This window comes from Nocardioides lacusdianchii (genome assembly GCF_020102855.1).
Lineage (GTDB): Bacteria > Actinomycetota > Actinomycetes > Propionibacteriales > Nocardioidaceae > Nocardioides > Nocardioides lacusdianchii.
In genome coordinates this window covers 379,800-392,989 of the sequence record NZ_JADHZD010000003.1, presented here as the reverse complement: position 1 = coordinate 392,989, position 13,190 = coordinate 379,800, and the positions used below count along the sequence as shown (strand labels likewise).

The window sequence follows — 13,190 nt, the reverse complement described above, 5'->3', positions numbered from 1 at the left end:
CCCGCTGCCGAGTCAACATCGTCGCCACCAACGACCCCGAGATCGGAGCTGATGATCTGCCAGCCCTGACCGCCTGACCCATCACGAAGGAGAACGCAGCGCTACACCACTACCGGGGACTTGACCCCGGAGAGCCCGACCTTCCAGACCGCGTCCGAGCGCGAGGTGTGGGAGCGGCTGCGGGACAGCCTCAACGCTGACGACGTACTCATCGCCAACCTCCGCCTCACCGACGCCGACAAGGACGTCGAGGCCGACCTCGTGGTCCTGATGCCCGACGTCGGGATCCTGGTCCTCGAGGTCAAGGGCGGCAGCGTCACGGTGCAGCCCGACGAGACCGGGCACTCGTGGTGGATCCGGCGGCAGGGCAAGGACGTGCGGATCGACCCGGTCGACCAGGTGCGCACGGCCAAGCACGCGCTCAAGCGCTACGTCGAGCAGCACCCGCGTGGGGGCGCGTCCCGTCGCGTCGGGTGGGGGCACGGGCTCGTCACCGTCTACTCGCCGTTTGCCGCCGACTTCAGCGTTCCCGAGATGCCGCGCTGGGCACTCCACGACCGGGACGACCAGGCGGCGCTCGGCGATCGCGTGCGCGACAACGCCTGGTGGATGCTGCACGGCCAGCGGCCGCCCACCCACGATGACGTCGAGGCCATCGCCGACATCCTCACCGGCCGCTTCGCCACGCCCTACGACGTCAACGCCGAGTCCGACGACCGGGCCGCGGAGTTCGACCGGCTCACCATGGAGCAGTCGTCGATCCTGCAGGTCACCTGCCTGCTCCACCGCGTCGAGGTCCGCGGCGGTGCCGGCAGCGGCAAGACGGTGCTGGCGCTCCAGCAGGCCAAGGAGCTCACCCGCGGCGGGCAGGGTCGCAAGCCCCAGCGGGTCGCGCTGCTCTGCTACTCCATCGGGCTCGCCGAGCACCTCCGGCGCCAGGTCGCGACGTGGGACCGCCGCCACCGACCCGCGTTCGTCGGCACCTTCCACGCCTTCGGCCAGCAGTGGGGCGCCGCCGAGGGCGACCGCACCGACAGCGACTTCTGGGAGGAGCGGCTGCCCGCCGAGATGGCCGAGCTCGCCGCTGCGCTGCCCGACGGCAAGAAGTACGACGCGGTCATCGTCGACGAGGCGCAGGACTTCGCTGACCCGTGGTGGACGCCGGTGCTCCGCGCGCTGCGCGACGAGGAGGAGGGCGGGCTCTACGTCTACTCCGACGAGAACCAGCGCATCTTCGCGCGCTTCGGCCGTCCGCCCGTCGCGCTGGTCCCGCTCGTGCTCGACCACAACCTCCGCAACACCCGGCAGATCCACGAGTCGTTCGGTCCGCTGGCGCCGAGCCGGATGTACTCCCGCGGCGGCGACGGCCCGACCGTCCGCTTCGTCGCGACGACGCAGGACGACGCGCTCCAGGCGGCGGACGATGCCGTCGACGCGCTGCTGGAGTCGGGGTGGGAGCCGCGCAACGTCGCGCTCCTGACCACCGGGCACCGCCACCCCGTGCAGGTCGAGCGCACCGACTTCCACGACCAGGAGGGCTACTGGCGCACCTACTGGGACGACGACGTCTTCTACGGCCACGTCCTCGGCTGCAAGGGCCTCGAGCGCCGGGCGGTCGTGCTGTGCCTCAACGAGGACGGCTCACGTGACCGCGCCCGCGAGCGGCTCTACGTCGGGATGTCCCGCGCCACCGACGAGCTCGTCGTGGTCGGGGACCCCGGGACCGTACGCCGGGTGGCGGGCGACGACGTGGCGCGGAGGCTCGGGGTGTGAAGATGGCTCCCCGGGTGCGCACCGAGGCAGGCGAGGTGCCACAACGACTGCCGAGGAGGAGTCGAATGGGGCGGCTGCTCACTGTGGGGCACGGCACACTGGACCGCGACGCCCTGGCGCGGCTCCTGGCCGACACCGGCGTCGAGCTGCTCGTCGACGTACGCCGCTTCCCGGGCAGCCGGCACAACCCGGATGTCAGCAGCGACGCGTTGGCGCAGTGGGTGCCCGAGGCCGGCATCCACTACCGCTGGGAGGAGCAGCTGGGCGGTCGCCGCCGACGCGACAAGCAAGCCGATCCCGACGCCGACGGCTGGTGGCGTGTCGAGGCGTTCCGGGCGTACGCCGCCCACACCCGGACGCCGGAGTTCCTCTCGGCCCTGGAGGACCTGGTCGCTGACGTCGACGAGCACGACACCACTGCGGTCATGTGCAGCGAGAGCGTGTGGTGGCGCTGCCACCGCCGGATCGTCGCCGACGCCGCGCTCCTGCTGAAGAAGGTCGGGGTCGCCCATCTCTCCCACGACGGGAAGACCACGCCGCACGAGCCGTCGGCCGGCGCGCGCGTCGTCGACGGCCTCCTTCGCTACGACGCCGCGGACACGTGATGGACGAGGACTACGTGGAGGCAGTGCTCGCGCTGGCCGAGCAGGTGCCGCCGGGCCGGGTGACGACGTACGGCGCGATCGCCCGCCTCGTCGGCACGGCCGGTCCGCGTCAGATCGGACGGGTGATGGCGCTGCACGGTGACGCGGTCCCGTGGTGGCGCGTCGTCCAAGCGGACGGACGGCCGGCGACATGCCACGACGGGACGGCGTTGGAGCACCTTCGCGCCGAGGGCGTGCCGCTCACCGCCAGCGGCCGCGTGGACGTCACTCCAGCCCGCTGAGGTCCGGAGGCACGTCGACGGAGTGCGCCCGCAGCACCTCGAGGGGTACGACGTCCAGCGCCCGCTCCGACGTCGCGGACAGCACGACCGGCGCGGCCACTCCGGCGTCGTACGCCTGGAGCCAGCGGAGGGCGACCACGCACCAGCGGTCGCCGGGGACGAGGCCGGGGAAGTGCCACTCCGGCCGTGGGGTGGAGAGGTCGTTGCCGACCGCAGCCTGGTGGGCGAGGAACTCCTCGGTCATCACCGCGCAGATGGCGTGCAGCCCGACGTCCTGCGACCCGACCGTGCACGTGCCGTCGCGGTGGAACCCGGTGACCGGGTCGGTGCCGCACGGGTCCAGCTCGCCGCCGAGGACGTTGCGCTCCGTCATGGGGAGATCATCGCGCAACGCCGCGGCGACAGGAGGCTCAGGCCTTGCGGACCAGCTCGAGACGCCAGGCCTCGGGGCCCGACTCGCGGTAGGCCACGTCGAACGCGCCCGGAGCGCGCTGCTCGAGCTGGGCCAGGAGCGGCAGCGGGTCGTGGTCGGCGACCAGCTGCAGACCGGTGCCGGGACGCAGGCCGTCCAGCGCGCCGAAGATCGTCGCGTGGCGGATGGCGTGCGGGATGGTGCGGACGTCGAGCTCGGGCAGCCCCGCCTCGTCGTGACCGCCGCACGCGCACTGGTGCCCGGCGGCAGGAGAGGCAGCGGCGACGGAAGCGTCGTGGCCGCCGAGGAGCTCGTGCATGCCGTCGAGCATCTCGGCCACCGAGTAGTCCGGCGAGGCGACGAGGGTCGGGATGAGCTGGTCGTTCTCCTTGGCGAGGTGGCTGCCGAAGAGCGTCTCGAGGGCGCGCGCGACGGCGGCGGCCTCGATCGGGTCGGTCGCGGCCTCGAGGTCGCCCACCAGCCGGTGGATGAGGACGTGCTCGGCCAGCATCGCCTCGACGAGGAGGCGCGCCTCCGCGATCTCGGCGGCGGCCGGGTAGAGCGTCTGCTCCTCCGCGGTCGCGTGCGGCACGAGGTCGTCGCGCAGCCAGGACAGCAGCTCCTGCCGTGCGGCCCCGGCGCGGTCGGTGCGTGCCGCGCGGACGACGTCGGAGGTGAGCAGGGCGAGCCGGCCGGCCATCTCGGCGTGGTGCTGCTCGACCTTCTCGGCCGCCTCGGCGTCGGCGCGGGTGCTGGCGATGGTGACGGTGGGCATGGGGTGCCTCCTCGATTGGTTGCTAATAACCTACAATGAACCCCGTGGAAATAAATGACCAGGGTGTGACCGCTGCCCAGGCCCGTGTGCTGGCCACTCTGCGCGAGGCGGGTCGCGCGGTGACGTTGACCGAGCTGCAGGACCTCACCGGCCTGCACGCCAACACCCTGCGCGGACACCTCGACGCGCTCGTGGCGGGCGGGAACGCCAGCCGCATCGCCAGCCGCAGCGGCGGCCGCGGACGTCCGGCGTGGGGCTATCTCGCCCGCGAGCCGGAGTACGCCGCCCTCGCCCTGGCGCTCGCCTCCGGCCTCGACCGGGGAGCGGACCCGGACACGGGCACGGACCACAGCCTGGACCCCGCGGCCGTGCGCGGGGGCCGGGCCTGGGGCGAGCAGCTCCGGTCCCAGCTCGGCGCGGTCGAGGACGACCGCGATCGTGTGCTGCTGGCTCTCGCCCACACCGGCTTCGCGCCCGAGGACGACGGCGATCGGGTCACGCTGAACGCCTGTCCCATCCTGGAGGCGGCGCGCGCGCACCCCACAGTCGTGTGTGCGGTGCACCTGGGGCTCGTCGAGGGCGTGCTCGGTCGACGTGGGGCGACGCTGCACCCGCGCCCCGACACGTTGGGCTGCGGGGTCGGCCTCCCGTGAGCGGGCGGCGTACGCCGGCGCCACGCGCGCTGCTGGCGGTCCCGGCAGGCATCGCGATGGTCGTCGGCACCGACGCGGGCCTCACGCTCCTGGGCGTGTGGGCGCCGGTGTCGACGGGCCGGGTGGGCGAGGCCCACGGGCTGCTGATGGTCCTCGGCTTCGTGGGCACGCTCATCGCCCTGGAGCGCGCGGTCGCGCTCGGCGAGGCCTGGGGCTACGCCGCCCCGACCTCCCTGGGCTCCGGCGCCCTCCTGCTGCTCGTGCCCGGAGCCGACCGGCTCGGTCACCTGCTCCTGGTCGCCGGCACCGCGACGCTGTGCGCGGTCTACGTCCCGCTGTGGCGCCGGCAGCGCGACGACGCCGTCCTGGTCTCCGCGCTCGGCGCCGTCCTCGCGCTCGGCAGCACCGTGCTCGTCCTCGGCGGCGCCGGCGTGCCGCTCGTGCTGCCGTGGCTGGCCGGCTTCGTCGTGCTGACGATCGCCGGTGAGCGGCTCGAGCTGGCCCGGCTGGCGATGCCTGCGGGCGCGGGGACCTCGCTGGTGCTGCTGGGCCTCGCCGTCACCGTGGGCGTCCCGGTCGCGACGATGTGGCCGGTCGTCGGGGGCAGCGTCCTCGGGATGGTGCTCCTCCTGCTCGTCGCCTGGCTGGTGTCGTACGACGTCGCGAGGCGGACGCTGCGCGGCACCGGGCTCCCGCGGTTCGCCGCCGCCTGCATGCTCGCCGGCCAGGCGTGGCTGGCCGTGGCGGGAGGCGTCCTGCTGGTCGCCGGGCAGCCGGCCGACGGAGCGGCGTACGACGCTCTGGTGCACGCGGTCTTCCTCGGCTTCACGATCTCGATGATCATGGCGCACGCCCCCTCGATCCTCCCGGCGGTGACGCGGGTGCCGCTGCCCTACCGAACGGCCATGTGGGCACCGTGGGTCCTGCTCCAGGCCTCCCTCGTCCTGCGCCTGTGGGGCGGCGACGCCCTCGGGAGCGACTTGGCGCGCGAGGTCGGTGGCGCCGGCAATGCGGTCGCGCTCCTGCTCTTCTTCGCCGTCGCGGGGACCAGCGTCGTGATCGGCCCCGCGCCACGCACTGCCCGTCCCGCCGGACGCACACCGGAGGTCGCGCGATGACCACCCTCCAGTCCCCGTCCTCGTCCCCTCCTGCGAACCGCTCGGACGCACCGGCCGCCGGCACCCGCGGCTTCTGGCCCATCCGGGACCTGCCGGTCGTGGGCTGGCTGCTGGCGGCCGTGGGCGTGGCGCTCGTGCACCAGTGGGTGCCGGAGCCGCGCTGGTTGCTGCTCCACCTGCTGCTGCTCGGTGCCGCCGGCCACGCGATCCTCGTGTGGAGCCGCTACTTCGCGGACACCCTGCTGCGCGGACCAGCGACGCCGCGGCGCGAGCAGTCGATCCGTCTGGCGACCTTCGACCTCGGCGCGGTCGCGGTCACGATCGGGGTGGCCCTCGACGGGTGGCTCCTCGTCCTGGCCGGCGCGGTGGCCGTGGCGCTGGCCGTCATGTGGCACCTGGCGTCCCTGGCGCAGGGCCTGCGCGGCAGGTTCCGCTCACGCTTCGCGCCGACGGTCCACTACTACCTGGCCGCGGGTGCCCTGCTCCCGGTCGGCGCCACGCTGGGCGTGTGGCTCGCCCGCGGGCTGACCGATCCCCTCGACGCGCGCGTGCGCATCGCCCACGCCGGCATCAACGTGCTCGGTTGGGTGGGCCTCACTGTGCTGGGCACCCTCGTCACGCTGTGGCCGACGATGCTGCGTACGCGCCTGGCCGAGGGTGCGGAGAAGGCGTCGCGCGCCGCGCTGCCCGTGCTGGTCGCGGGGATCGCCCTGGTCGCGGCCGCCGCGTGGGCGGACCAGCCCCGCGTCGTCGCGGCCGGCCTGGTGACCTACCTCGCCGGTGTCCTGGTCCTGGCCCGTCCGATGGTGGACGCGGCGCGGGTGAAGCCGCCGGGCAGCTTCCCCACCTGGTCGGTCGGCGCGGGCGTGCTGTGGCTGGCGGCGATGCTCGCCTGGGTGTCGGTGCGGGTCGCGTTCGGTGGCACGTGGGGCGACGTGTCCGCGGCTCTGCACGACGCAGCGCCCTTCCTGGCCGCCGGGTTCGTCGCCCAGGTGCTGCTCGGCGCCCTCTCCTACCTCGTGCCGGTCGTGCTCGGCGGGGGCCCGGCGTCCGTACGCGCCGCCAACCGGGCGCTCGACTCGGCCGGGGCGCTGCGGGTGGCCCTCGCCAACGTGGGCCTGCTCTGGTGTCTCCTGCCCGTCCCGAGCGTCGTACGCGTCGTGGCGTCGGTGCTCGTCCTCGGAGCCCTGGCGAGCTTCGTCCCGCTGCTGCTGCTCGCCGTGCGGAGCCGGCACAGGGGTACGCCGGCCTCGGCCGCCGCCGAACGACCGCGTGGGCAGAACACCGGGCTGGCCGCCGTCGGGGTGGCGCTCGCCGTGCTGGCGGTGGCCGTCGGCGGCGCCGTCGACCCGGCCGCACTGGGCCGGGCCAGCTCGGCGGACGCCGGTGTCGCGCCCACGGGCCGCACCGTCGAGGTCGACGTAGTGGCCGGCGAGATGCGCTTCACCCCCGACCGCGTCGAGGTGGCCGCCGGTGACCGGCTGGTGATCACCTTGCGCAACGAGAGTGCGGGCGACGTCCACGACCTGGTGCTGGAGACCGGCGCCGACACCGGCCGCATCGCGCCGGGGGAGGAGGCCGTGCTGGACGTCGGCGTCGTCGGTCGCGACCTCGACGGCTGGTGCTCGGTCGTCGGGCACCGGCAGATGGGCATGACGTTCGCCGTCGAGGTCGTCGGTGGCGAACCCGGCGCACCCGGAGAGAGCGTGGCGGGCGACACGGTGGAGCCGGCCGGGCACGAGGACCACGGCCACGACGCGTCCGGGGCGCCGATCAGCTCGGCGGGTGACCCGGGACCGGACTTCGCGGCGTACGACCCGGTCCTGCCGCCGCTGGCCCCGGAGCGCGTGCACCGCCACACGTTCCGGATCACCGAGCAGCAGGCGGAGGTGGCGCCGGGGGTGACCCAGGAGGTGTGGACGTTCAACGGCACCGCGCCGGGCCCGGTGCTGCGCGGCCGCGTCGGCGACCGGTTCGTCATCACGCTGGTGAACGACGGGACGATGGGCCACTCGATCGACTTCCACGCCGGAGTGCGCGCGCCCGACGACGTGATGCGCACGATCCCGCCCGGGGAGTCGCTGACCTATCGCTTCACCGCGACCCGGGCCGGGGTGTGGATGTATCACTGCTCCACGATGCCGATGACCGCGCACATCGCCAACGGGCTCTTCGGCGCCGTCGTGATCGAGCCGCCCGGCCTGCCTCCCGTCGACCGGGAGTACGTCCTGGTGCAGTCGGAGCAGTACCACGGGGCCGACGGCGCGGTCGCCGACCTCGACAAGGTCGCGGCCGAGGAGCCCGACGCCGTGGTGTTCAACGGCTACCCCGACCAGTACGCGCACGAGCCGCTGCGCGCCCGCACCGGCGAGCGGGTCCGGATCTGGGTGCTCGACGCGGGACCGAGCCGCGCGTCGTCCTTCCACGTCGTCGGTGGGCAGTTCGACACCGTGTTCGACGAGGGGGCGTGGCAGCTCGGCAGCCGCTCCGGTCCGGCGCGCGACGGTGGTGCGCAGGTGCTGCCCCTGCTGCCGGCCCAGGGCGGGTTCGTCGAGCTGGTGCTGGACGAGCCGGGGGACTACCCCTTCGTCAGCCACGTCATGGTCGACGCCGAGCGCGGGGCCCGAGGGGTGCTGCAGGTCCGCCACTGACCGACGGCGAGGCGTCGCTCAGGCCTGACGCGCGGCCTTCTTCGCCGCCGCCTCGTCCCGCCGCTCGACGAAGCGCGTCGCCTCGCCGTCGAGCGTGGCGACCGCGGCCGCGAGCTCGTCGCGAGCCGCCTCGCCGTCGGCGTCGAGCCCCTCCAGCTCCCACACGCCCCACTGCCGGAGCAGCGGCGCGACGATGTCGTCGTGGTGGATGCGGAGGTCGTAGATCCCGGCCTTGGCCATCTGCACCGCCTTGCGCGAGAAGCCGGGGATGACGCTGCCGGGCATCTCGAAGCCGACGACCTCCTCGGTGATCGCGCGCATCGTCTGGCTGGGGGTGAGCTCGAGGGCCGCGGTGACGATGTTGCGGTAGAAGATCATGTGGAGGTTCTCGTCCTTGGCGACGCGGGCGAGCAGCTTGTCGGCGATCGGCTCCTCGGTGTAGCGGCCGGTGTTGCGGTGCGAGACCCGGGTGGCGAGCTCCTGGAACGACACGTAGGCGCAGACGTTGAGCAGCGACTTGTCCATCGCCTCGTAGCCGGTCTCCATGGTCTCCATCCGCGCGCGCTCGAGCTCGACGGGGTCGACGCCGCGGGTGACGAGGAGGTAGTCGCGGATGCAGAAGGCGTGGCGGCCCTCCTCGGCGGTCCACCGGTTCACCCAGGTGCCCCACGCGCTGTCGCGGCCGAAGGCACGGTCGATCTCGCGGTGGTAGCTCGGCAGGTTGTCCTCGGTGAGCAGGTTGACCTCGAGCGCCGTGCGCGCGATGGGGGAGAGCTGTGACTGCGCGACCTCCCACGGGTCGCCGCCGAGGTCGGCGAAGTCGCGGCCCAGGCTCCACGGGACGTACTCGTGCGGCATCCACTCGTCGGCCATCGCCATGTGCCGGTTGAGGTTGTCCTCCACCACCGGCTCGAGCTCGGTCAGCAGCTGGGTGCTCTCGAGTGCGGCCACGGCAACTCCTCGTCCGGGGGAGCGAGGGGACGACCTCGCCCTCCTTGCCTACACCTCCGGACGTGCCCGTGGATAGAGCTGCCGCCGACTCGGGTGGTCGGACTACAGCGTCTCGCCGAGGAGCTTCAGGACGGCGCCCTGGGCAGGGTTGAGTCGTGGATCCGCCTCGACCGCGGGCACGTCCTCGGCACGCAGGGTGCGCAGGCGGCCGCCCATCGAGGTGTCGATCAGCTGGGTGAGCGCCGGTCCGAAGACAGCCGTGAACCCTTCGGCGACCTCGCGGACCTCGTCGTCGGACGCATCAGGAGGAAGTGACTCGAAGCGGGAAGCGACTGCGACGTACCCGGGGTCACGGCGTACGTCGCCCAGCACGGCGGCGAGCTCCCGGAGCTCGCCCGCAGCACCTCCTGCCTCGAAGAGCCGAGCCACCAGGATCGAGGCGTCGTGCTCGACGTCGGCGAGGTCCGAGTCCTCGACCTCACCGACCGCTTCGAGGAACTCGGCCAGCACGGGCGTGAGGTCGGGTCGGGCACGCCTCCTCCGGAGCTCGTCGACGCGACGGAGCTGGTCCTCAAGGTGGGCGATCCGCTCGCTGAGCTGGTCGGCCAGCTCGGCGAGCAGCTCCTCGTCGGACTCGGCCCGGGGCGAGTCGAGCAGCCCCGGCATCCGCTCGAGGGGTACGCCGAGCTCGGCGAGCGTGCGGATCCGCAACAGGCGCGCCACGTGCGAGAGCTCGTAGGAGCGGTAGCCGTTGGAGCCGCGTGACGGCTCGGGAAGGATCCCGACCTGGTGGTAGTGCCGCAGCGTCCGCACCGACACGCCGGCCAGCGCTGCGACCTCCTTGCTCCTCACCTCACACCCACCGCGTCCGCCTCTGCCTCGTCGCGGACGTCCGACCGGAGGTCGCGCAGCGGAGGCGCGACGAGCGCGACGAGGACCACCACGCCCCACACGGCGCCGATGCCCCACCCGGCTGCTTCGAGGGAGACCCTGTCGATCGTCACCCCGACCCCGAGGATGCCGAGCGCGGGCGCGACGGTGAGGAGGGCGTTCTGCGTGCCGGTCACGCGGCCCCGGAGGTGCTCGGGGATGCGTTCGGTCATCAGCACTCCGAGCACGGTGCTCACCATGCCACCGAACGTACCGACCATGGCGGCGCCGGCGAGGACCAGCCACACCGAGGGCAGGGAGCCGATGAGGAGCAGCCCGGCCGCCGAGCCGAGCAGGCCGACCACGAGCCAGGCCCGACGGGGCAGCCACGCGCTCGCGACGGCGTACACCCCGGAGCCGACGAGCATGCCGGCGGCCAGCGAGCTGAGGACCAGGCCGAGCCGGCCCTCGTCGCCGGTCGCCGTGAAGTGCACGGGCAGCAGGATGCCCTGGACGGCGGTCAGGCACGAGGCGAGGAAGAGCGAGAGCAGCGTGACGCTCAGCAGGAAGGGGCTGCGCCGGAAGAGCAGCGACCAGCCCTCCGCCAGGTGCGCGACCACCGCGCGCGGCGACCTCCCCACGGGCTCCGTCTCGATGGTGCCGATGTCGCGGGGCAGGAGAAGGGTGACGAGAGCCGCGACCAGGGAGAGCCCTGCGGTCACCCACAGGGCATGCGTCCCCTCGAGGACGGTCACCAGCCCGGCGGCGACAGCCGGTCCGACGATCATGGTGATCGCGGCCGTGCCCTCACGCAGGCCGACCAGGCGATCGACGCTCCACCCGCTGCGTCGTGCGACCGGCAGCAGCAGTGACTCGCGGGCGGTGAGTCCCGGCACGTCGCCGAACGAGCCGAGGACGCCGAACAGCACGAACCAACCGACCCCGAGGTCGGTGAAGATCGCGACCACCGGCAGGGCCGCGACCGCCGCCCCCGAGACGAGGTCCGTCAGCACCGACACGACCCGACGGTCGAAGCGGTCGACGACGCTGCCCATGAAGAGGCCGGCGACGAAGGCGGGCAGGGCCGTCGCCGCGGCCACGATGCCCGCGTCGAGCGCACTCCCGGTGGTCTGCAGCACCACCAGCGGCAGCACGACGGCGGCCACAGCGTTGCCCAGGAAGGAGAGGCCGTAGGAGGTGAGGTAGGCGAGGACGCTGCGGGTCATGGACCCAGCAGAAACCATGACGCTACGTCGTACTCAAGTCGGAGGCTCGTGGTGGCGGAGCGGCGCGCAGCGCGGGTGATCACGCCGCGCGCCCGCACGTCCCGGCGACGGATCAGGTGACGAGGTCCACCGGGACGAGGGTCATCGCACAAGGCTGGGTGGACGTGAACACCTCGGCAGCGACGCACGTCGCCACCTCGACGTACGCCCCGTTTCGCAGCTCCCAGGCCGTGATCGACGGTGCGTCCGGGTCAACAACCCAGTAGGCGGGGCACCCCGCCGCCTCGTAGCGGGCGCGCTTGAGGTTGAGGTCGACCAGCCGCGTCGACGGTGACAGCACTTCGATGGCGAGCACTGGGGCTGCCCTGAGGTGGCGCTGGGTGAGGTCGGCGAGGCGGCAGACCAGCACATCGGGCTGAAGGACCGTGTCGTTGGCGAGGCGGACGTCGAACGGCGCGGTGAGCACCTCCAGGTCGCCGGGGGCGGCACTCACCAGGGCTGTCATGAGACGCACCACTGCGCGCTGGTGTCGCCATGAGGGAGCCGGCGTCACGATGAGGGTGCCGTCGATGAGCTCGTAGCGATGCCCGTCGTCCGGGAGGACGGCGAGGTCATCGGCGGTCAGCGGCCGGCTCTGCGGCAGGACGGTCACAGTCACAAGGGTGCCCCATGCCGTCTCACCCGGCCACCATGGACGGTTGATGACCGCCGAGCTGTGACCACAGCGAGCACCAGCCGTGCTCGGTGACGACGACCAGGTCCCGATCGAAGGCCTCAGAGTTGTGGTTGCTGTAGCGCCACCCCATGGCCCACTGCTTCTCCTCGTGACCCCACCCGTTCGTGCCGCTGCGCACGACGATCGTGACCAGGATCGACGCCGACGAGTCGGTGCGAGGTGGAATCGCGAGCTTCCAGACGTGGTCGTAGAGCAGGTCCGAGCGGCCACGATGCTGCTCGTCGACGCCCTCGGGCAGTGGCGTCAGCTCCTCGAGCGCGAGAAGCCGCTGCGCGGCGGCGGGCTGATGAACGAGCGCCAGGAAGACGGTCCCCTCCGTGAGCCGGACCGTGGCGGCGATCTCGTCCAGGAGAGCCTGTGGGTCGCGCAGCTCGTAGCGGGCGAGCCTGTCGTCGAGGTCGTGTGAGGTCATCGTGCGAGGCTCCCGTGTCTTCCGGTGGCGTGCACACCGTCATCCACAGGCGAGCGGCGACCAGCGTTTGTCCACAGGCGGAGAGCAAGACGCTGGCGCCGACCCCGTACGCCGCTTTGGCTGTAGCCATGGGATTCACGACGGACTTCATCGGACACATCGACATCACGCCGAGCCTCAACGAGGCCGAGCAGGCCTACCTGTCGGCCTTCAGCCTCACGAGGCACTACGACCGGGAGGAAGGGCCCTACTACGTGTCGCCCAACCCCTACGCCGACCAAGGTGACCGGGACCCCGAACGTGCCAACCAGTTGGCGCCGGGTCAACCACAGATCTGGTGTCGCTGGGTGCCGTGCTGGGACGGCTGCTGCCTGGCCCTCGACGGCGAGGAGAAGATCTACCAGCCGACCCGATGGCTCGACTACCTCGCACGACACTTCCTGGTGCCCGACGCCGAGGCGTCGAGGTCGGGGCTGGCGGTCTTCGACGACTTCACCTTCGACCACCGGCTCGACGGACTCGTGCTCGGCTGCCGGCGCGACAACAAGCAGCTCTTCGCGATCAGGGTGGAGGACAACGTCATCACCGAGGACATTCTTCGGCCCGCCGATGCGCGCTACCTCGACTATCCGCCCTTGCCGTACGAGGAGGTGATCGACCGTGACCGACGACAGTCGGGCCGACGTCGATCCGCGGCGAAGCGGCTCAGGAGTGTCTGATCCGCGGC

General features: G+C 72.7%; 14 protein-coding genes and 1 pseudogene. 7 read left to right on the top strand and 8 right to left on the bottom strand.

Annotation, left to right across the window (positions count from 1 at the left end; all coding sequences use genetic code 11):
* The first annotated feature begins 120 nt into the window (after positions 1-120).
* From IRX98_RS06495 to IRX98_RS06485, 3 genes are all read left to right on the top strand, one after another.
* A complete protein-coding gene (locus IRX98_RS06495) occupies positions 121-1,773 on the top strand; it encodes a nuclease-related domain-containing DEAD/DEAH box helicase (RefSeq protein ID WP_224274919.1) in 1,653 nt (550 codons plus the stop codon).
* A 65-nt stretch (positions 1,774-1,838) separates the two neighbouring features.
* Positions 1,839-2,378, top strand: coding sequence for a DUF488 domain-containing protein (locus IRX98_RS06490; RefSeq protein WP_224274917.1), 540 nt, complete (start codon positions 1,839-1,841; stop codon positions 2,376-2,378).
* On the top strand, positions 2,378-2,659 hold the full coding sequence (locus IRX98_RS06485) for an MGMT family protein (RefSeq protein WP_224274915.1): 282 nt from the start codon (positions 2,378-2,380) through the stop codon (positions 2,657-2,659). Before IRX98_RS06490 ends, IRX98_RS06485 begins: the two co-directional genes overlap by 1 nt.
* Here IRX98_RS06485 and IRX98_RS06480 read toward each other — a convergent pair.
* From IRX98_RS06480 to IRX98_RS06470, 3 genes and pseudogenes are all read right to left on the bottom strand, one after another.
* On the bottom strand, positions 2,643-3,032 hold the full coding sequence (locus tag IRX98_RS06480; protein WP_224274913.1) for a DUF2237 family protein: 390 nt from the start codon (positions 3,030-3,032) through the stop codon (positions 2,643-2,645). The genes IRX98_RS06485 and IRX98_RS06480 overlap by 17 nt on opposite strands.
* A 37-nt stretch (positions 3,033-3,069) precedes the next feature.
* On the bottom strand, positions 3,070-3,390 hold the full coding sequence (locus IRX98_RS06475) for a DUF2249 domain-containing protein (RefSeq protein ID WP_224274931.1): 321 nt from the start codon (positions 3,388-3,390) through the stop codon (positions 3,070-3,072).
* A 54-nt stretch (positions 3,391-3,444) separates the two neighbouring features.
* Positions 3,445-3,846: pseudogene (locus IRX98_RS06470) on the bottom strand (hemerythrin domain-containing protein); the annotation flags it as partial.
* Between the two features lie 44 nt (positions 3,847-3,890).
* Between IRX98_RS06470 and IRX98_RS06465 the strand changes: the two are divergent.
* From IRX98_RS06465 to IRX98_RS06455, 3 genes are read left to right on the top strand one after another with little or no spacing between them, the layout of a single operon-like run.
* The gene (locus IRX98_RS06465) at positions 3,891-4,499 is read left to right on the top strand and encodes a helix-turn-helix transcriptional regulator (protein ID WP_224274911.1); all 609 of its coding nucleotides are present in this window, start codon (positions 3,891-3,893) and stop codon (positions 4,497-4,499) included.
* Positions 4,496-5,617, top strand: a complete 1,122-nt coding sequence (locus IRX98_RS06460; RefSeq protein ID WP_224274909.1) for a DUF8744 domain-containing protein — start codon at positions 4,496-4,498, stop codon at positions 5,615-5,617. The genes IRX98_RS06465 and IRX98_RS06460 overlap by 4 nt, the downstream gene beginning before the upstream one ends.
* Positions 5,614-8,268: a multicopper oxidase domain-containing protein gene (locus IRX98_RS06455; RefSeq protein ID WP_224274907.1), complete on the top strand. Its 2,655-nt coding sequence runs from the start codon at positions 5,614-5,616 to the stop codon at positions 8,266-8,268. Before IRX98_RS06460 ends, IRX98_RS06455 begins: the two co-directional genes overlap by 4 nt.
* Before the next feature lie 18 nt (positions 8,269-8,286).
* On the opposite strand, the gene IRX98_RS06450 is transcribed toward IRX98_RS06455, so the two are convergent.
* From IRX98_RS06450 to IRX98_RS06430, 5 genes are all read right to left on the bottom strand, one after another.
* A complete protein-coding gene (locus IRX98_RS06450; RefSeq protein ID WP_207082697.1) occupies positions 8,287-9,219 on the bottom strand; it encodes an acyl-ACP desaturase in 933 nt (310 codons plus the stop codon).
* Between the two features lie 102 nt (positions 9,220-9,321).
* Positions 9,322-10,071 carry a MerR family transcriptional regulator gene (locus tag IRX98_RS06445; RefSeq protein ID WP_224274904.1) on the bottom strand — a complete coding sequence of 250 codons (750 nt, stop codon included), beginning with the start codon at positions 10,069-10,071 and terminating at the stop codon, positions 9,322-9,324.
* Positions 10,068-11,315: an MFS transporter gene (locus IRX98_RS06440; protein ID WP_224274902.1), complete on the bottom strand. Its 1,248-nt coding sequence runs from the start codon at positions 11,313-11,315 to the stop codon at positions 10,068-10,070. Before IRX98_RS06440 ends, IRX98_RS06445 begins: the two co-directional genes overlap by 4 nt.
* Positions 11,316-11,427: 112 nt before the next feature.
* A complete protein-coding gene (locus IRX98_RS06435) occupies positions 11,428-11,967 on the bottom strand; it encodes a Uma2 family endonuclease (RefSeq protein ID WP_224274899.1) in 540 nt (179 codons plus the stop codon).
* Between the two features lie 25 nt (positions 11,968-11,992).
* The gene (locus IRX98_RS06430; protein ID WP_224274897.1) at positions 11,993-12,463 is read right to left on the bottom strand and encodes a hypothetical protein; all 471 of its coding nucleotides are present in this window, start codon (positions 12,461-12,463) and stop codon (positions 11,993-11,995) included.
* A 128-nt stretch (positions 12,464-12,591) separates the two neighbouring features.
* Here IRX98_RS06430 and IRX98_RS06425 point away from each other — a divergent pair, with 128 nt between their 5' ends.
* Positions 12,592-13,182: a hypothetical protein gene (locus IRX98_RS06425; protein ID WP_224274895.1), complete on the top strand. Its 591-nt coding sequence runs from the start codon at positions 12,592-12,594 to the stop codon at positions 13,180-13,182.
* The last annotated feature ends 8 nt before the right edge of the window (positions 13,183-13,190 follow it).

Bases quoted from the DNA above. Each gene is read 5' to 3' on its own strand.
- IRX98_RS06490 (WP_224274917.1), top strand. From the start codon at position 1,839: ATGGGGCGGCTGCTCACTGTGGGGCACGGCACACTGGACCGCGACGCC.
- IRX98_RS06485 (WP_224274915.1), top strand. From the start codon at position 2,378: ATGGACGAGGACTACGTGGAGGCAGTGCTCGCGCTGGCCGAGCAGGTG.
- IRX98_RS06480 (WP_224274913.1), bottom strand. From the start codon at position 3,032: ATGACGGAGCGCAACGTCCTCGGCGGCGAGCTGGACCCGTGCGGCACC.
- IRX98_RS06475 (WP_224274931.1), bottom strand. From the start codon at position 3,390: ATGCACGAGCTCCTCGGCGGCCACGACGCTTCCGTCGCCGCTGCCTCT.
- IRX98_RS06455 (WP_224274907.1), top strand. From the start codon at position 5,614: ATGACCACCCTCCAGTCCCCGTCCTCGTCCCCTCCTGCGAACCGCTCG.
- IRX98_RS06440 (WP_224274902.1), bottom strand. From the start codon at position 11,315: ATGACCCGCAGCGTCCTCGCCTACCTCACCTCCTACGGCCTCTCCTTC.
- IRX98_RS06430 (WP_224274897.1), bottom strand. From the start codon at position 12,463: ATGACCTCACACGACCTCGACGACAGGCTCGCCCGCTACGAGCTGCGC.
- IRX98_RS06425 (WP_224274895.1), top strand. From the start codon at position 12,592: ATGGGATTCACGACGGACTTCATCGGACACATCGACATCACGCCGAGC.